Origin of the sequence: Halobaculum sp. D14 (genome assembly GCF_051195135.1) — an archaeon.
Taxonomy (GTDB): Archaea; Halobacteriota; Halobacteria; order Halobacteriales; family Haloferacaceae; genus JBNTKA01.
This window is the reverse complement of the sequence record NZ_JBNTKA010000002.1, coordinates 395,370-412,341: the sequence shown is the minus strand read 5'-3', so window position 1 is coordinate 412,341 and position 16,972 is coordinate 395,370. Positions and strand designations below refer to the sequence as shown.

General features: G+C 68.0%; 14 protein-coding genes. 4 read left to right on the top strand and 10 right to left on the bottom strand.

Going from position 1 to position 16,972, the window contains the following annotated elements:
- Positions 1–7: 7 nt before the first annotated feature.
- The 6 genes from ACQUST_RS07850 to ACQUST_RS07825 form a co-directional block, all read right to left on the bottom strand.
- Entirely contained in the window at positions 8–1,309 is a 1,302-nt protein-coding gene (locus tag ACQUST_RS07850; RefSeq protein WP_435127058.1) for an ABC transporter substrate-binding protein, read from the bottom strand.
- Positions 1,310–1,572: 263 nt separating this feature from the next.
- Positions 1,573–3,207: a long-chain fatty acid--CoA ligase gene (locus ACQUST_RS07845; RefSeq protein ID WP_435128150.1), complete on the bottom strand. Its 1,635-nt coding sequence runs from the start codon at positions 3,205–3,207 to the stop codon at positions 1,573–1,575.
- Positions 3,208–3,209: 2 nt separating this feature from the next.
- Positions 3,210–3,710, bottom strand: coding sequence for a Zn-ribbon domain-containing OB-fold protein (locus tag ACQUST_RS07840; protein WP_435127056.1), 501 nt, complete (start codon positions 3,708–3,710; stop codon positions 3,210–3,212).
- The gene (locus ACQUST_RS07835; RefSeq protein WP_435127055.1) at positions 3,707–4,900 is read right to left on the bottom strand and encodes a thiolase C-terminal domain-containing protein; all 1,194 of its coding nucleotides are present in this window, start codon (positions 4,898–4,900) and stop codon (positions 3,707–3,709) included. Before ACQUST_RS07835 ends, ACQUST_RS07840 begins: the two co-directional genes overlap by 4 nt.
- The gene (locus ACQUST_RS07830) at positions 4,900–6,840 is read right to left on the bottom strand and encodes a 3-hydroxyacyl-CoA dehydrogenase/enoyl-CoA hydratase family protein (RefSeq protein WP_435127053.1); all 1,941 of its coding nucleotides are present in this window, start codon (positions 6,838–6,840) and stop codon (positions 4,900–4,902) included. Before ACQUST_RS07830 ends, ACQUST_RS07835 begins: the two co-directional genes overlap by 1 nt.
- A gap of 323 nt (positions 6,841–7,163) precedes the next feature.
- Positions 7,164–7,676: a winged helix-turn-helix domain-containing protein gene (locus ACQUST_RS07825; RefSeq protein WP_435127051.1), complete on the bottom strand. Its 513-nt coding sequence runs from the start codon at positions 7,674–7,676 to the stop codon at positions 7,164–7,166.
- A gap of 251 nt (positions 7,677–7,927) precedes the next feature.
- On the opposite strand from ACQUST_RS07825, the gene ACQUST_RS07820 reads away from it, so the two are divergent.
- The 4 genes from ACQUST_RS07820 to ACQUST_RS07805 all read left to right on the top strand — a co-directional run bounded on the left by ACQUST_RS07820 (position 7,928) and on the right by ACQUST_RS07805 (position 12,223).
- On the top strand, positions 7,928–8,821 hold the full coding sequence (locus tag ACQUST_RS07820; protein ID WP_435127050.1) for an SDR family oxidoreductase: 894 nt from the start codon (positions 7,928–7,930) through the stop codon (positions 8,819–8,821).
- A gap of 223 nt (positions 8,822–9,044) precedes the next feature.
- Positions 9,045–9,923, top strand: a complete 879-nt coding sequence (locus tag ACQUST_RS07815) for a fumarylacetoacetate hydrolase family protein (RefSeq protein ID WP_435127048.1) — start codon at positions 9,045–9,047, stop codon at positions 9,921–9,923.
- Positions 9,924–10,007: 84 nt separating this feature from the next.
- Entirely contained in the window at positions 10,008–11,477 is a 1,470-nt protein-coding gene (locus ACQUST_RS07810; protein WP_435127046.1) for a DUF3179 domain-containing (seleno)protein, read from the top strand.
- Between the two features lie 41 nt (positions 11,478–11,518).
- Entirely contained in the window at positions 11,519–12,223 is a 705-nt protein-coding gene (locus ACQUST_RS07805; RefSeq protein ID WP_435127044.1) for an ABC transporter ATP-binding protein, read from the top strand.
- Between the two features lie 130 nt (positions 12,224–12,353).
- Here ACQUST_RS07805 and ACQUST_RS07800 read toward each other — a convergent pair whose 3' ends face one another.
- The 4 genes from ACQUST_RS07800 to ACQUST_RS07785 form a co-directional block, all read right to left on the bottom strand.
- Positions 12,354–13,394: a branched-chain amino acid ABC transporter permease gene (locus ACQUST_RS07800; RefSeq protein ID WP_435127042.1), complete on the bottom strand. Its 1,041-nt coding sequence runs from the start codon at positions 13,392–13,394 to the stop codon at positions 12,354–12,356.
- Positions 13,391–14,275, bottom strand: a complete 885-nt coding sequence (locus ACQUST_RS07795) for a branched-chain amino acid ABC transporter permease (RefSeq protein WP_435127040.1) — start codon at positions 14,273–14,275, stop codon at positions 13,391–13,393. Before ACQUST_RS07795 ends, ACQUST_RS07800 begins: the two co-directional genes overlap by 4 nt.
- Positions 14,276–14,327: 52 nt before the next feature.
- A complete protein-coding gene (locus ACQUST_RS07790) occupies positions 14,328–15,578 on the bottom strand; it encodes an ABC transporter substrate-binding protein (RefSeq protein ID WP_435127038.1) in 1,251 nt (416 codons plus the stop codon).
- A gap of 197 nt (positions 15,579–15,775) precedes the next feature.
- Positions 15,776–16,870, bottom strand: coding sequence for a cupin domain-containing protein (locus tag ACQUST_RS07785; RefSeq protein WP_435127036.1), 1,095 nt, complete (start codon positions 16,868–16,870; stop codon positions 15,776–15,778).
- Between the last annotated feature and the right edge of the window lie 102 nt (positions 16,871–16,972).

Sequence of the window (16,972 nt, the reverse complement as noted above, 5' to 3'; positions counted from 1 at the left end):
GGAGAGCCTACAGGTCGCAGGCGCTTGCGGAACAGCCGCGTGCCACTTTCGAGCCTTCGAACTTCGAGAGCACCTCGAACCACGCCTTGTACGGCTCGTCCTGCATGTTCTCGACGGCGCGGCCCTGCGCCGTGTACACCGGCTGGACGAGCTGGTGGTCGCAGGCGCGCCACGTCAGATTACCCGGGTGGATGTCGGTGACCGGGCTGTCGACCTTGTGGCCTTCGAGTTCGCCGCGGATGGCGTCGGCCTTCGACGAGCCGGCGCGGACGGCGGCGCGGACCTGCTGGTCTGCGGCCGTGTACGACATGACGTGCCGCACGAACGGGTCGATTTCGCCCTGCTCGACGACGCGCTGTTTGAAGTCGGCGCCGGCGTCGATGGAGTTCACCCAGCCCATCGGGGAGACGTCGACGAGCGACGTCGCCTTCTTGCTCAGCCCCCAGAACACCATGTCCTCGAGCTGGTGGACCATGAGCTTCAGGTCGGTCATGCCCTTGTTCATCATCTGCTTGGTCGCGAGCGTCGCGTCCGTCCCCGGGATGACGAGCGCGAGGCCGTTCGCCTCGGAGTTCGCGACGTTGTTCAGGTACGACGTGTAGTCGTCGTTCGGGAACGGCGTCGCGTCCTTCCCGACGACCTCGGCGCCGTTGTCTTTCAGCCGCTTCGAGATGACTTTCTGTGCGGTCTGCCCCCACGTGTAGTCGGCGTACAGCAGGTACCACTTGTCGGCGATTTCGGCCATGTCGGGGGCGGCCGCGCTCGCCATCATCGTGTTCGACTGGTAGACGCTGTACATGTACGGCTGGCACGCCGACCCGGTGAGCGAGTCGGAGGCGCCCTGCCCGATGTACGAGACGCTGTTGTCCGACGCCCACGTCCCGATTTTGGCGCAGACCGCCGACGAGAGCCCGCCCTGCGCGAAGTCGATGCCGTCGGCCGTCACGGCGCGCTTCATCGCTTCGAGCGCGGCGCTCGGGTCGGTCTGCGTGTCGTAGAAGTTCAGCGACAGGGAGACGTCGAGATCGGACTCGAGGTCCTGTTTCGCGAGCCGCGTCCCGGTCTTGATGGCGGGCCCCCACGGCGCGAACGCGCCGCTCTGGGGCGCGAACACGCCGAGGTTGATCTCCATCGGGCCGGTGGAGCCGACCGTCGTCCCGGCGGTTCCGGTGCCGTCCGAGCCGCCCGAGCCGCCCGAGCCGTTCGAGCCGCCGTCATTCGTTCGTGAACAGCCAGCGAGGCCCGCGATACCCGCTGATGCGCCCACGCCGAGCCGTTTGAGAGTCTGCCGTCTGGTAGCCTTCCGCATACGATAGAGGCTTACAGTAGAAGGTAATAATTGTTTCGTTAGTTTACGATTGCTGCTCCAGCACGGATTCTCGCAACTTCATGAAGCGAATCCGGCTTGACTACATTAGTTGTTAGAAAACGCGGGGCAGGAGCGGGGATGGCGGCCCCGCACCCGAATCGGCCCGGACGGCCACGAGGTCGCCCGCAGAGATCGGTCGTTCACGGCCGCGAAACGCGGGTTCGAGAATCGAAGGGACGGCCGAGCCGACCCGTCGGAGCCGCCTACTCGTCGATGGGGAGCGAGCCGTACTCCGATTCGAACTGGTCGACGAGCACCTTCTTGTTGAACTTGCCCGTCGTCGTCTTCGGAATCTCGTCGACGAACTCGATGTGGTCCGGGAGCCACCACTTCGGGAACTGCTCGAGCAGCGCCTCGCGCAGGTCCGCTTCGGTCACGTCGCCGTTCGGGACGACGTACGCGAACGGCCGCTCCTGCCACTTCTCGTGGGGGACGCTGATGACCGTCGCCTCCTCGACGCGGTCGTCGTCGATGAGCGCGTTCTCCAGTTCGACCGACGAGATCCACTCGCCGCCGCTCTTGATGACGTCGTCCATCCGGTCGACGACGTCGAGGTAGCCGTACTGGTCCATCGTGCCAATGTCGCCGCTGCGGAACCAGCCGTCGTCGGTGAACGACTCCCCGTTCGCCTCCGGCCGCTCGTAGTACTCGCCGATGAGCCACGGCGCCCGCGCCTGAATCTCGCCCGGCGTCTCGCCGTCGTGCGGCACCGGTTCGCCGTCGTCGTCGCGGAGCCGCATCTGGACGCCCGGCGCCGGGACGCCGGCCTTCTTCCGGAGTTCGTTCTGTTCGTCCCGCGGCAGGTCGGCGACTTCGGTCGTGATGAGCGTGTTCGCGAGGTGCGGCGACGCCTCCGTCATGCCGTACCCCTGGCTGATGGGCGCGTCGTACACGTCCGCGAACTTGTCGAGCAGCGAGTCCGGCGGCGCGCTCCCGCCGATGAGGACGTCGTCCAGCGATTCGAGCGTCTCCGGGCCGAGGTCGTCGCGCTCCTCGATGAGCTTGTCCGCCTCCATCCACACCGTCGGGACGGCGGCGGCGATGGACACCGCCTCGTCGCGAATCAGTTCGACGAGGTCGCCGGGGTCGGTGCGCTGCCCGGGCAGCACGAGCTTCGCGCCGGTGAGCGTCGTCGTGTACGGCAGCCCCCAGCCGTTGACGTGGAACATCGGCACGACCGGCATCACGGTGTCGGACTCGCTGATGGCGAACACGTCGACGTGGCTGTGCATCAGCGTGTGCAGGAACTGGCCGCGGTGGGTGTACTGGACGCCCTTCGGCAGCCCCGTCGTCCCGGAGGTGTAACACAGCGCGCTCTCGGTCTCCTCGTCCATCTGCGGCCAGTCGTAGTCGGTGTCGTAGCCGGCGATGAACGACTCGTAGTCGACGACCGGGTCGAGGTCGGTGTCGGGGACGTCGTCCTCGTCGCCGAGCACGACGTACTGCTCCACCGTCTCCAGGTTCGGCGCGACGGACTCGACGACGTCGACGAACTGCGGGTCGACGAACATCAGCCGGTCTTCCGCCTCGTTGATTATCTCCTCCAGGTGGTGTTCGGGGAGGCGGTGGTTCACCATGTGGATGCTGCGTTCGCTGCACGACGGCCCGAAGTACAGCTCGTAGTGGCGGTAGTGGTTCACCGCCATGACGCCGGAGCGGTCGCCCGGCTCCATGCCGTAGTCGTCGAGCGCGTGCGCGAGCTGGCTGATGCGCTCGTAGGCGTCGCCGTACGTGTAGCGGTGGACGCCGCCGTCGGGCAGCGCCGTCACGATCTCCTTGTGGTCGAACAGGTCTCGTGCGCGTTGCAGGAACTTCGTTATCGTGAGGTCGTAGTCCATCGTCATTTCGAATCACGCTCCGTGGGTTCGAACCGGTAGAACACCCGGTCCTGGTCGGTCGGTCCGTCGATGTCCACCACCTTGAGTTCGACGGGGTCGCCGAGTTCGAGGTCGTCGTACTCGGCGCCGTCGATGCGGGCGGACAGCCGGACGTCGACGCCGTCGAGTTCGACGACGCCGGTGACGAACGGGACGTCGTCGGCCATCCCGATGGGGGCGCTGCCGCGCACCGCGGAGAACGCGAACAGCGTCCCCTCGTGCGGCAGCGACACGTACGTCAGGTCGTCGCCGGTGCACTCCGGGCAGACGACGCGCGGCGGGAAGTGGGTCGCGCCGCAGTCGGTACACTGCGTCGTCGACAGCGACCCCTCCCGGAGCCGGTCGTAGAACTCGTGGATGCGGGTGTGTTCTTCGCCCTGCAGCTCGTAGAAGTCGAGCAGCCGGGGGAGCTCGATCTGCTCCGGGATCGAAATCGTCTCTCTGCGTGGCGTGTCGTCGCTCATTGTGGGTCCCTCCCGAGAGTCATGACGCTGTGCACCGAGCCGCTGCCGCTGAGGTTGTGGATGAGCCCGGTCTCGGGGCTGTCCGGCACCTGCCGCGCAGACTCGACGTCGCCGGTGAACTGCTTGTACACTTCGAGCGCCTGCGAGACGCCGGTGGCGCCGAGCGGGTGGCCGCAGCCGAGCAGGCCGCCGCGCGGGTTCACGGCGATGTCGCCGTCGAGTTCGCTGCGGCCGTCCTCGATGAACTGGCCGCCTTCGCCCTTCTCCACCCAGCCGAGGTCCTCGTACTCGATGATTTCGCTGATGGAGAAGCAGTCGTGTATCTCCGCGACGTCGAGCTCGCGGACCGGGTCGTCGATGCCGGCCTGCTCGTACGCCTGCTCGGCCGCCTTCGTCGCCTGCGGCCACGCGGACATCGACGGTAGGTTGTTGATGGAGTTGCTCGCCATGCACGACTGGCCGCTGCCGGTGATGTACGCCGCCGTGTCGGTGAGTTCGCGCGCCTTCTCCTCGCTCACGAGGATGAGGCCGGCGGCGCCGTCCGTGATGCCGCTGCAGTCGAGCAGGCACAGCGGCGGCGCGACCGGGTAGGAGTCGAGGACGTCGTCGACGTCCACCGCCGTCTGGAACTGCGCGTACGGGTTGTTGGCGGCGTGCCGCTTGTTCTTCGCGCTGACCTTCGCGAGCTGCTCGCGGGTCGTCCCGTACTCGTGCATGTGGCGCTGGGCGTACATCGAGAAGAACGACGGCGCGTTCAGGCCGTTGACGCCGTCGAACTCGCGGTCGAGCACGTTCGTCATGCCCGACTGCGTCTCCTCCATGTGGCCTTCGGCGAGGTTCATCTTCTCGACGCCGAGCACCAGCGCGACGTCGAGTTCGCCGGCGGCGATGGCGAGCCACGCGTACCGGAGCGCGGCCTGCCCGCTCGCGCACGCCAGTTCGGTGCGCGCCGTCATCTTCGTCACTTCGACGCCGAGCAGTTCGGCGACGAGCGGCGCGACGTGCGTCTGGAAGGCGAACCGTTCGGGCTGGACGGCGCCGACGAACAGGCCCTCGACGTCGTCGGGGCCGATGTCGCCGACGTCGTCGAACGCGGCCTTCCCGGCTTCCTGCACGAGGTCCTTCCAGGTTGCCTCGCGCTTCCCCCAGTCGGCGTGGCCGCCGCCGACGACCGCAGCGTTCCGGGTCATCATTCGAACTCCGGTTCGCGGTCGTCTCTGAACGCCGTGACGCCCTCCACCATGTCGTCGGTGGTCGTGAGCAGGCCGAAGCCCTGGCTTTCGAGGTCGAGCCCCGCCTGCAGGCTGGTGTCCTGCCCGTCGTCGATGACGCGCTTTGCGACCTTCAGCGCCGTCTTCGGGCCGCCGGCGATGTCGGAGACGAACGCCTCGACGGTGTCGTCGAACTCGTCGGCGGGGACGGCGCGGTTCAGGATGCCCCAGTCTTCGGCGCGGTCGGCGCTGATCTGTTCGCCGCGGAACACGAGTTCCTTGGCGCGGCCCTCGCCGACGAGGCGGGTGAGCCGCTGGGTGCCGCCGCCGCCCGGGATGAGCCCGAGGTTGATTTCGGGGGCGCCGAGCACGGAGTCCTCGGTGGCGAGCCGCAGGTCGCACGCCAGCGAGATTTCGAGGCCGGCGCCGAGGCAGAACCCGTCGATTTTCGCGATGGTCGGCCGGTCGAACTCGTCGATGAGCTGGATGGTCTCGTCGACGTCCATCATCTCGGTCGGCGACGACGTCATGAACCCGGTGATGTCCGCGCCGGCGCTGAACGCGCGGTCGCCGGCGCCGGAGAAGACGACGCAGGAGACCTCGTCGAGGTCGGCGTTGCGGAGCGCCGTCGCGACTTCGCCGAACATGGTGTCCGAGAAGGCGTTCAGCCGCTCGGTGCGGTCGAACTCGATTTCGAGGACGCCGCGGTCGGTGACGCGCTTGTTGATGTACTGGTACGGGCCGTCGCCGCGGTAGTCGTGGAAGCCCTGGCCGGCGTCGACGCCGGTGTGGCCGTCCTCGACGAGTTCGACGAGGTAGTCGGCCGGTTCGAAGCGGTCCGCGCCGGTCTCGTCGTGGAGCGTCCGGAGCTTGTCGAGGACGGCGTCGAGCCCGATCTGGTCGCCGAGCCGGCAGGCGCCCTCCGGGAATCGGGCGCCGAGTCGGCTGCCGAGGTCGACGTCGTCGGGCGTCGCGACGTCGTCGCCGACGAGCCGCGCGGCCTCGTTAATCATGCGGGCTTCGACGCGGAGCGTGTCGAACTCGTCGCCGTCGTCGGGGCCGTAGTCGGGGCCGCCGTCCTCCCAGTCGTAGAAGCCCTGCCCGGACTTCTTTCCGAGTTCGTCGGCCTCCACCTGCTCGGCGATGGGCGGCGGCGACTGGACGTCGGTGTCCTGCCGGAAGTGGTAGGCGATGTCGATGCCGGTGTAGTCGGCGAGTTCGAACGGCCCCATCGGGTAGCCGCGGCGGTACACCATCGCGGCGTCGGCGTCCTGCACCGTCGTCTCGCCCTCGTCGAGCATCCACGCCGCCTCCTCGATGAACGGCAGCATGACGTTGTTGACGATGAAGCCGTGGACGTCTTTCTTGACGTCGATGGCCGTCTTCCCGAGGTCGTCGACGAAGCCGTGGACGACGTCGATGGTCTCGTCGCTGGTCTCCTCGCCGTAGACGACCTCGACGAGGTCCATCTTCACCGGCGGGTTGAAGAAGTGGGTCCCGATGACCTGCGACGGCCGGTCGGTGCTCGCCGCGATTTCGGTGATGCTGAGCCCGGACGTGTTCGACGCGAGAATCGCGTCGGCCGGGGCGTGCTCGTCGACCGAGGAGAACGTGTCCCGTTTCAGGTCCATGTTCTCCGGCACCGCCTCGACGACGAGGTCGGCGTCCGAGACGGCGGCGGCGAGGTCGACCTCGCCTTCGACGCGGTCGAAGACGGCTTCTGCGGGCTCGTCTATCTGCCCCTTCTCGTCGAGTTTGCCGAGACTCCACTCGATGTTGTCGAGACCCTCGTCGACCAGTTCCTGCTCGATGTCGCGGACGACGACGTCGTGGCCCGCAATCGCGGCGACTTCCGCGATTCCGTGCCCCATGCTCCCCGCTCCGAGCACGGTCACGTTCTCTATGTCACTGACTACCATCAACTACTCCGAAGTTAACGTCGGTATTCAATCTTGTGGTAAATTCTTTCCTTGTTTCCGAAATCGGGGCGATTGGTTAACTACTGATGTGATAACTGCTGTTGTGTGAGTGCTTGGTAACTACACCACTCCGGCAGGCGAACGTCGTGTAGCGGCGTCACAGCGCGTGGACGCCGGCGACGACGCCGTCAGGGCACGAAAACTTCGGCCGCACAGATGCCTCGGCGGCGAGGGAGCCACGTCGGTGGGTGGAGCCACGTCGGTGGGTGGAGCCACGTCGGTGAGAGGGAATCACGTCGACCGGAGAATCGCGGCGGACGCGGTCAGTCGTCGCGGAGCGCGTCGAACAGCGACGGGTCGGTGTCGAACGTGAACACCTTCGAGACGGTCGAGGCCCGGATGTTGTTGACGAGCGCGCCGTGCTCCTTGTAAAAGTCGTGGAGCCACCGCGTCTCCGCCTCCCGCGACGGGAACATCATCACCGTCTTCCAGTGGTACTCGCCGTCCGACAGGCAGTACAGCACCGTGTTCTTGTGGCCGCGGAGGTACTCCATCGTCTCGCGCCACTCCTCGGCGAAGTGCGACGGGTCGAACTTGAACTCCAGGAACGTGAACACGAAGTACCGGTCGTTCGGCATGATGGCCTCCCGGAAGACGCCGGCCTCCTTCATCGACCGGACGGACTTGTTCACGGTGACGTGCGACACGTCGATGTCGTGTTCCTCGCTAAGCACCTCGCTGAGTTCCCGCGAGGAGCGCTGCGGGTTCTCCGCCAGTTCCTGCAGGATGGCGACGTCCCGCTCGGTGAACTCCCACGACGGCTCCGAATCGCCCATGGTGGACAGTCCCACTCCTGTTAGATAGTCGTTCTGTGTCGGCTCGCTGTCGCGCTCGCCCGTCACGCCGTCGGGACATCCGCTGTCGGGGCGGACGCTCCGCCTGTGGCGCTGCTCCCCAACGTTCAATACGGCGTTCGCGAACCCACGGACATGGCTCGACGCGATGCAGCGACGCGGCCCGGTGGACGGCGCCAGCGGAACCGAACGCGGCAGCGGCGTGGCCGTCGACGCGACGCCGGGGGGCGGCGATGAGTCGGCTCGACGGCCGGACGTGCCTCGTCGTCGGCGGGGCGAACGGGCTCGGCGCGGCGTCGGCCCGGGCGCTCGCCGCGGAGGGCGCGAACGTCGTCGTGAGCGACCTGGGGACGTCGGTCCACGGCGAGGGCGAGGACCCGTCGGCGGCGCAGGCCGTCGTGGACGACATCGTCGACGCCGGCGGCGACGCCGTCGCGCACGCCGGCGACGTCACCGACTTCGGCTACGCCGAGTCGCTGGTCGAGGCGACGGTCGCGGAGTACGGCCGGCTGGACGCGGTCGCGAACTTCGTCCGCATCCTCCGGGACGGCATCAGCCACACGCTCGACGAGGCGGACTGGCGCGCGGTGGTCGAGACGAACCTCACCGGGCAGTTCACCGTGCTTCGCGCCGCGGCGCGCCACTGGCGCGACGCCGGCGACGACGGCTTCGACGCTCAGCGGTCGTACCTCGCCGCCAGCGCGCGCTCCGTCCGCGGGAACGTCGGGCAGGCGAACTACGCCGCCTCGAAGGCCGGCGTCCTCGGACTGGTGCGGAGTGCCGCCGCCGAGTTGCACCGGTCGGACGTCCGCGTGAACGCGCTGCTCCCGAACGCCTACACCCGGATGACGGAGACCGTCCCGGAGGAGCACCGGCCGTACACGCGCGAGGAGATGCCGCCCGAGCGCGTCGCCGCGTTCGTCGCGTACCTCGCCAGCGACGCCGCGGTCGACGTCACCGGCTGCGCGCTGTACGCCGGCGGCGACCGCGTCGGCGTGTTCTCCGAGCCGACGCTGGACCGCGTCGGCGTCTCCCCCGGCGGCTGGACGGTCGACGAACTCGCCGAGCACTTCCGCGACGACGTCGCCGGCGACGTCGACCTCACCCGGACGGACAGCCACTTCTGAGCCCGCTCCGCCGCCGGCTTCGGCACGCGGCCGCGCGACCGAGCCGCTCCGTACCGCCGCTCTCAGACCGGCCGCGTCGGCGCCGCAGATTTCGCCGGATTTCGGCGGGCGTCCGCGACGCCAACGACGCGGATTCCCGGAGCGTCACGGTGTTTAGCCCGACAAAACGCCCTCTCAGGGCCGAACGGGATGATTTATGGTCGCGCTGGCCGGAGACACGTCCATGCGATTCGTCAGCTTCGACGAGGACCGACTGGGTCTTCTGACCGACGACGGCACCGGCGTCATCGACTTGACCGACAGGCTCGAAATCGACTCGCGCGACCCGCTCGTGGAGTACATCCGTGGCGACTACGACGCCTCCGAGTACGAGGACGCAGAGCCCGACTTCGACCGCGACGAGGTCGAACTCGCCTCGCCGGTCCAGCGCCCCGGGAAGGTCATCGCGGCGCCGCTGAACTACGAGAACCACATCGAGGAGGCGCTCGCGGACCGCGACATCACCACCGAGGAGTGGTTCAGCATCGAGGACAAGGGCTACTTCCTGAAGGCGCCGTCGAGCGTCGTCGGCCCGGACCACGGCGTCGAACTGCCGTTCTCCGACCGCCGCACCGACCACGAAATCGAACTGGCGTTCGTCATGGGCGAGGAGGCGAAGGACGTCTCCGCCGACGAGGCGTGGGACCACATCTTCGGCTACACCATCCTGCTCGACATCTCGGTCCGCGGCGACCAGGACCGCTCGAACCGGAAGTCGTACGACACGTTCACCGTCATCGGGCCGTGCGTCGTCACCGCCGACGAGATCGACGACCCGCAGGACCTCCAGATGGAGCTGCAGCTCAACGGCGAGACGCGGCAGGACGAGAACACCAGCGACATGGTGTACACCTGCGCCGACATCGTCCAGTACGCCTCCATCGGCGCCACCATCGAGACCGGCGACGTCATCACGACCGGGACGCCGGAGGGCGTCAGCGAACTCCACGACGGCGACACCATCGACGCCGAAATCGAGGACGTCGGCTCGATGACCGTCGACGTCACCGAGCGCGACGTGAAGTTCTCGGACGTCGACGTCACGAAGGGCGGCCAGGAGTAACGCTCCGCCGACGGCCGCGCCGAACCGGCACGCGCCGGTGACTACACCCGACTTTTTGGTGGGCTGCCGCATACCACAGCCACTGTGCCAGCCGACTCAGCCGACACCGACGCCGACACCGACGAGCTCCGCGAACTCACCGACCGACTGCTCGTCCGCGACGCCGACGAGCACGCGGACGCGGTCGCAGAACTCGCCGAGCGCGGCGACGAGCGGGTGGTTCCGCACCTGCTGGAGGTGCTCGTCATCGACAGCATCGCGAACGACTGGGAGCGGTTCGGCTTCCCCGAGGTGCTCCGGTCGCACTCGCCGCCGCGCTACCTCGAACTCCCCGAGGTCCGGTGGCCGGGCGCGCGCGACGCGCTCGACGAACTGACGGACGCCGGCTTCGACTCCGACCACGCCTGGGTCGAGTGGGAGTCGTGGTACTCCCAGCAGGACGTCGAGCCGCTTGCGGGGTTCGACGAGTGGAAACTGCGGCTCTACCGGTCGTACCTGCCGCCGGTCGGCGGGCTGCTGGATGCGGAGCCGCGGGACGTCGACCTGCAGGACGTCCGGTGGGGGAACTGCGACCGGTCGTACCTCGCCGCGCTCAACGCCCCGGATTTCGTCCCCGGCGACGCCGTCGACGCCGACGCGGACGGCAACGCCGGCGAGAGCGACGCGGACGGCGACTACGAGCGCTATCTGGAAGACGACGACACCGTGTTCGGCTTCGAACTGGACGGCGTCGCGTACGCGGTGCCGCGGTGGGTGCTGTTCCCGCACGAGCTGCTGAACGCCGAACTCGGCGGCGTCCCGGTGAGCCTGACGTACTGCACGCTGTGTAACGCCCCGATTCTGTACGACCGGCGCGTCGACGGCGACACGCTCACCTTCGGCAGCTCCGGGATGCTCGCCGCCGGCAACAAGGTGATGTACGACGAGGAGACCGAGACGCTGTGGGACCAGCACGCCGGCGTCCCCATCGCCGGGGAGTACCTCGCGAGCCACCCGGACCTGGTGCTCGACGTGCTGTCGGTGACCCAGACCGAGTGGGGCGAGTGGAAAGCCGAGTACCCGGAGACGCTCGCGCTCGACGTCGACACCGGCTACGACTTCGACTACAGCCACTACGACGGCGACCTCGGCATCTTCCGTCACTACTGGGAGAACGAGGACGTCGTCCAGCCCGGCGTCCGGCAGGCCGACGGCGCGCTCCCGGAGAAGACGCAGGTGTACGGCGTCGTCTCCGACGACGGCAGCGAGGCGTGGGTCGTCCCGGTGGACGACCTCGGCGACGACGTCGTCGTCGGCGACGCGGCCGGCCGCCGGGTCGTCGCGCTGCTCGATTCGACCGGCGACGTCGCGGTGTACGAGGCGCCGCCGACGCCTGTCGAACGGTCCGCCGACGGCGTCACCGACGCGGACGGAACGGCGTGGACGGCGACGCGGGACGCGCTCCGCGCGCCGGACGGGTCGACGCGGGAGCGAATCGTCGGCCGGCACGGCCTCTGGTTCGCGTTCCGGTCGCACTACGACGAGGCGCACGTGCTCGGTCCGGCAGCGCGTTGAGGTAGGCTTATACCACGTTGTGGCTTACCCCATGATAGACAATGGCATTACTCGAAGTCGACGGTATCGACGTGTCGTACGGTGCGGTGCAGGTCATCTGGGACGTCAGCCTCAGCGTCGAGGAGGGGGAGACCGTCGCGCTGCTCGGCGCGAACGGCGCCGGGAAGACGACGGTGCTCAAAACCATCTGCGGGCCGCTGACGCCCGCGGCCGGCGACATCCGGTTCAGGGGCGAGTCCATCGGTGACCTCCCGCAGGACGAAGTCGTCCCGAAGGGCGTCGCGCACATCCCGGAGGGCCGCGAAATCTTCCAGGACAGCACGGTCCGCGAGAACCTCACGCTCGGCGCGTACGCGCACCGCGACGGCATGGAGGAGCGCCGACAGGAGGTGTACGACCTGTTCCCGCGGCTCGAAGAGCGCGCGAAACAGCGCGCCGGCACCCTCTCGGGCGGCGAACAGCAGATGCTCGCCATCGGCCGCGGCCTCATGAGCGACCCCGAACTCATCCTGCTCGACGAGGCGAGCCTCGGTCTCGCGCCGGTCCTCGTCGACGACGTGTTCGACGCCATCGAGCAGATCAACGACGAGGGCCGGACCGTCCTCATCGTGGAACAGGACGTCCACAACGCCCTCCGGGTCGCCGACCGCGGCTACGTCCTCGAATCCGGCGAAGTGTCGCTGTCCGGGTCCGCCGAGGAGCTCTCCGAAGACGAGCGCGTCGCCGCCTCCTACCTCGGCGGCTGAGCAGGCGACGCAACGCGGCGGCCGGTCGCCGGAGCCGATTTTCAGCGCGACTGGACGGAACGGGGAGCGTCGAGTCCGGGGCCTGAAAGTCGGTGAGCGCAGCGAAAAATAGGCCGGCGGAGCGGCCCGGTCAGGAGCCGTCCGCGTCTGCGTCCGCATCCGCGTCCGCGTCGGTCTCTGCGTCCGCGTCGTCGCCGCTGAGGAGGTGCTCGTGGACGTAGCCGTACAGGCCGTCCGGCAGGAAGACGATGAAGAGGATGATGAGAATCCCCTCGACCGTCGTCGCGAACTCGCCGGCGATGGCGCGCAGCCCCGTGTCGAGCCCGAGGAACAGCGCGGCGCCGAATATCGGGCCGAGCAGCGTCCCCATGCCGCCGAGGATGACGACGACGAGCGTGTCGATCATCCAGACGACGTCGAGCGTCGACTCGGGGTTGATGTACAGCGTGTACTGCGCGTACAGCGCGCCGGTCAGCCCCGCCATGAACGACGAGGCGACGAACGCGTACATCTTGTACTTCAGCGGATTCACGCCGAGCGAACTCGCGGCGTCCGCGTCGCCGTGGACGGCACGCATCCCGAGCCCGTACCGGCTGTTGACGATGCGGTAGCAGGCGACCACCATGCCGATTGTGACGACGAGCGCGATGAGGTACATCGCGGTGTCGCCGAGGCTCCCCTTGATGTAGTAGCCGGTGGAGCCGCCGGAGAACTGGCGCTGGTCGAGCAGCAGCAGTTGGATGACCGCCGCCAGCGCGAGCGTCCCGATGGCGAAGTAGTGGCCGGTCAGCCGGAACATGATCGGGCCGGTGACCAGCGCGAGCAGCGCCGCGGCGATGGCGCCGCCGACCAGCGCGAGCAGCACCGGCGACTGGATGGCCGCCGGGAGGCCGGCGCGGGTCGGCGTCGTCAGCCACGCCGAGACGAACGCGCCGATGCCGAAGAAGGCGGCGTGGCCGAGCGACACCTGGCCGGCGTAGCCGGCGAGCAGGTTCCACGACACGCCGAGCATCACGAACACCAGGCCGGTGAACATGACCTCGGTGACGTACGCGGTCGTGCTGAACGGCACCGCGGCGAGCAGCAGCACGCCGACGACGCCGACCGTGAGCCGCCGCGGGTTTTCCCGCAGCGTCCCGAACCGGTCGCCGAGGTCGTCCGCGCCGCTCATTCACCGCCACCTCCGTTGGAGCCGAAGAGGCCCTGCGGCCGCACGATGAGCACGACCAGGAAGATGGTGATGCTGATGATGTCGCGGAAGCCGCCGCCGAGGTACAGCGAGCCGAGGTTCTCGGAGACGCCGAGGATGAGCCCGCCGATGAGCGTCCCGGCGACGCTGCCGACGCCGCCGAGGACGACGACAGCGAACGCCTTCAGCAGGTACGACCAGCCGACGAACGGCGTGATCGGGAACAGCATCGACAGCAGCGCGCCGGCGGCGCCGGCGAGCGCCGTGCCGATGCCGAGCGTGATGACGTAGACGCGTTCGGTGTCGATGCCCATGTAGCGGGCGGCGTCGCGGTTCTGCGCGGTCGCGCGGATGGCGCGGCCCGTGGACGTGTACTGCAGGAACGCCCAGGTGCTGAGGATGAGCACGACCGCGATGACGAACGTCACGGTCCGCGGGAACGACAGCAGAATCGGGCCGACGTTGATGCTCTGACCCGGAATCCCGATTTCGGCGGAGCGGGCGTCGCTTCCGAGGATGATGCGGCCGAGGCTCTGCAGGATGAGCGCCAGCCCGAACAGGACGATGATGGGCTGCTCCATGCCCTCGTCGACGACGTGTTGGAGCAGGAACTTCTGGAGCAGCATCCCGAAGCCGAACAGCAGCGCCATCGCGACGAACATCCCGATGATCGGGGAGATGCCGGCGGCCGCGAACAGCAGAATCGCGACGTAGGCGCCGACCATCAGCATGTGGCCGTGTGCGAGATTCACGATGTCCATGATCCCGAACACGAGCGAGAGGCCGAGGGCCGCGACGGCGTAGATGCCGCCGAGCAGCAGCCCGTTGACCAGTATCTGCAGGACGAGTTCAGTCGACGGCATTGGTGTGAGTGGAGAGGAACATGATTATAAATGCGGGCGGCGGCGGCGGTACTTACCGCTCGCTCCAGGGCGTCATCGGGTACTTGAAGTCGATGGCGGCTTCGCCGTCGACGTCCGGGTAGACGGTGTGCTGACCGCCCTCCCACCACTGGCCGGTCGGCGCCGTCAGTTCGCCTTCGGCCGGGAGCCCGTTGTCCTGGAAGCTGAAGTTGCCGATGACCGTCCCGAAGTCGGTGTCACGGAGCGCCGACTGCAGGTCGCCCGGCGACAGCGACCCGGCGGCCTGCACGGACTGTAGCGCGACCTGCGCGACGTTGTAGGCGCCGCCGACCGCGACGGGGATGACCTGCCCGTCTTCGAGGCCGTACTCGCTCTCGTAGGCGCTCTTCATCTCGCTGTTGCCGTTGCCGGTCATGCCCGGCACCCAGCCGGGGCACATACAGGCGTACGCGCCCTTCTGGCCGAGCGCGGACCACCACGCGGACGGGTCGGCGGCACGCACGAACTTCAGGACCTCCGGCGTGTAGTCGTTCGACTGCATCTGGTTCACGGCGGTGATGCCGCCCGGCGGCGTCGGCACCGACAGCAGAATCTGGACGTCCTGGCTCTTCGACTGCGAGATGAGCGACGAGAAGTCCTCCGAGCCGAGGCTGAACTTCTCGCGCATCACGATGTCGTAGCCCGCCTCGCTGAGCGTCGACTCCCAGTAGTCGGACTGCTCGGTCCCCCACCCCGAGTTCGGCTCCCAGATGCCGACGCGGCTCGGCCGCTCGCTCTCCGGGATGAGCCCGAGCAGCCCCTGCGTCGACCGCGCGACGTCGCGCGACTTCGGGAACGGCGCGTACGTCCACTCGTACCCCTCCGTCCGGTGGGGCGCCTCGTAGGCGAAGAAGGCGCCGAGGAACGGCAGCCCCTGGTTCTCCGCGAACGCGCTGCCGGCGGTGACCAGCAGGCTGGAGAACGACCCCCACAGCATGTCGACTTCGTTGTTGCTGGTGATCTGCTGGAGGCTCTGACGGACCTGCGCGGGGTCGCTCTCGTCGTCCTGCAGGATGATTTCGACCTCGCGGTCGAGCACTTCGTTCATCTTTGCGACGCCGAGGCGGTAGCCGCGCTCGACGTCCTTCCCGAGCGAGGAGAACGCCCCGGTCAGCGGGACCGTGCCGCCGATGGTGAGCGTCTGTGAGCCGCCGGAGCCGCCGAGCAGCGTACAGCCCGCGAGCCCGGACATCCCGACTGCGCCGGCCGTGCCGGCCGTCTTGAGGTACTGTCGCCGCGACTGGGAGTTGCTGTTGTCCTCCATGCTATGTCTCCTCAAGACGGTCACCCATGTAAAATCATTCGGTTCCCTCAGTCCTGATACATCCCTGACTGGTGGGGTGAGGCGCCGGAAATACCGGGGACTGCGAAAATGTCGGGGACTGTGAACAGCGAAGCGGAGAGCGTGAAGCGAAAAATCCGTGCGCGAACCGTCCCTGCCGGAGTCGACGAGACGGGCGGTTACGACGACGGCTCGGCTTCGGCGTAGAAGTTGAACGCCTCGAACACCGGGCGGTCGGTCATGCCGAGCAGGATGGCCTCGTCGGTGTCCGGTTCGTGGTGGTGGATTTCGTCGCGCGGCACCACGAAGATGTCCCACTGCCCCCACTCGAACGCCTCGTCGCCGACGTGCGTGACGCCCTCGCCCTCGATGACGAAGTATATCTCGACGGCGTTGTGGAAGTGCGGATCGGTCGCCTCCTGGAGCAGCTGCGCCCGGTAGGACATCGTCGGGAACAGCGGCTCCTCGCCGGTCGCCGGGTTCACGTACGCGAGACTGTAGCCGTCGTTCGGGTCAGGCTCGTCGTTCTCGGCGCGCTGCCGGAGCGTCTCCAGCATGTCGTCCCAGCCGAAGCGGTACGGCGGCGTCGCGTCGCGGTTCCCGGAGAACGGCCCCGGGATGTCGTCGCCTTTGTCCTCGTTCGCGGGGCGGGCGCGGCCGTACTGGGAGTCCCAGTAGCCCTGCGTCTTCGTCACCGGCTGCCGTTCGAGTTCGTGGTTCTCGAACGCCTGCTGAGTGTTCAGCGAGTCGAGGAACAGCGGCAGGTCGAGGACGTCGAGCCACGTCGCGGTCTCGTCGGAGTCGTTGACGTGGTCGTGCCACTCCCACTGCGGCGTCGTGATGAGGTCGTTGTCCTCCATCGGGAACTCCTCGCCGGCCACCACCGTCTTCATGTCCTCGTTGCCGTCGATGGTGAACCGCATCGCGTTCGCGGAGTGCCGGTGTGACGGCGCGGTCTCGCCGGGCGAGACGGTCTGGACGCCGACGTAGATGGTGTTCGAAATCGCGTTGTTGTACCCGCCCGTGTTGAGCGGCACCGCGACGCGGCGCTGGAACCCCGGCGGCAGGTCGGCGATGGGGACGTCGGCCTCGACGCCGTCGATGGCCGCCTGGACGTCGTCCCACTTCCAGATGTCCGCTTCGAGGTCGTCGGACTCGTTCCCCATGTCGTCTTCGACCTCCCAGAGCGGCCGGAGGTTGTTCTCCTCGAGGATCTCCCGGGTGTCCGAACTCAGCTCTAGGAGTTCCTCTGGCTCAGGCTCTTGCTGGCTCATAGTCACCAGTTGGCACAGATTGATGATAAACCTATTGGACGTGTTCACGGCGCGGGAACGCCCGACTCCGACGGATTCCGCGGCGAAACCGGGCGGCCGGGC

Bases quoted from the DNA above. Each gene is read 5' to 3' on its own strand.
- ACQUST_RS07850 (WP_435127058.1), bottom strand. From the start codon at position 1,309: ATGCGGAAGGCTACCAGACGGCAGACTCTCAAACGGCTCGGCGTGGGC.
- ACQUST_RS07845 (WP_435128150.1), bottom strand. From the start codon at position 3,207: ATGGACTACGACCTCACGATAACGAAGTTCCTGCAACGCGCACGAGAC.
- ACQUST_RS07840 (WP_435127056.1), bottom strand. From the start codon at position 3,710: ATGAGCGACGACACGCCACGCAGAGAGACGATTTCGATCCCGGAGCAG.
- ACQUST_RS07835 (WP_435127055.1), bottom strand. From the start codon at position 4,900: ATGACCCGGAACGCTGCGGTCGTCGGCGGCGGCCACGCCGACTGGGGG.
- ACQUST_RS07830 (WP_435127053.1), bottom strand. From the start codon at position 6,840: ATGGTAGTCAGTGACATAGAGAACGTGACCGTGCTCGGAGCGGGGAGC.
- ACQUST_RS07825 (WP_435127051.1), bottom strand. From the start codon at position 7,676: ATGGGCGATTCGGAGCCGTCGTGGGAGTTCACCGAGCGGGACGTCGCC.
- ACQUST_RS07820 (WP_435127050.1), top strand. From the start codon at position 7,928: ATGAGTCGGCTCGACGGCCGGACGTGCCTCGTCGTCGGCGGGGCGAAC.
- ACQUST_RS07815 (WP_435127048.1), top strand. From the start codon at position 9,045: ATGCGATTCGTCAGCTTCGACGAGGACCGACTGGGTCTTCTGACCGAC.
- ACQUST_RS07805 (WP_435127044.1), top strand. From the start codon at position 11,519: ATGGCATTACTCGAAGTCGACGGTATCGACGTGTCGTACGGTGCGGTG.
- ACQUST_RS07800 (WP_435127042.1), bottom strand. From the start codon at position 13,394: ATGAGCGGCGCGGACGACCTCGGCGACCGGTTCGGGACGCTGCGGGAA.
- ACQUST_RS07795 (WP_435127040.1), bottom strand. From the start codon at position 14,275: ATGCCGTCGACTGAACTCGTCCTGCAGATACTGGTCAACGGGCTGCTG.
- ACQUST_RS07790 (WP_435127038.1), bottom strand. From the start codon at position 15,578: ATGGAGGACAACAGCAACTCCCAGTCGCGGCGACAGTACCTCAAGACG.
- ACQUST_RS07785 (WP_435127036.1), bottom strand. From the start codon at position 16,870: ATGAGCCAGCAAGAGCCTGAGCCAGAGGAACTCCTAGAGCTGAGTTCG.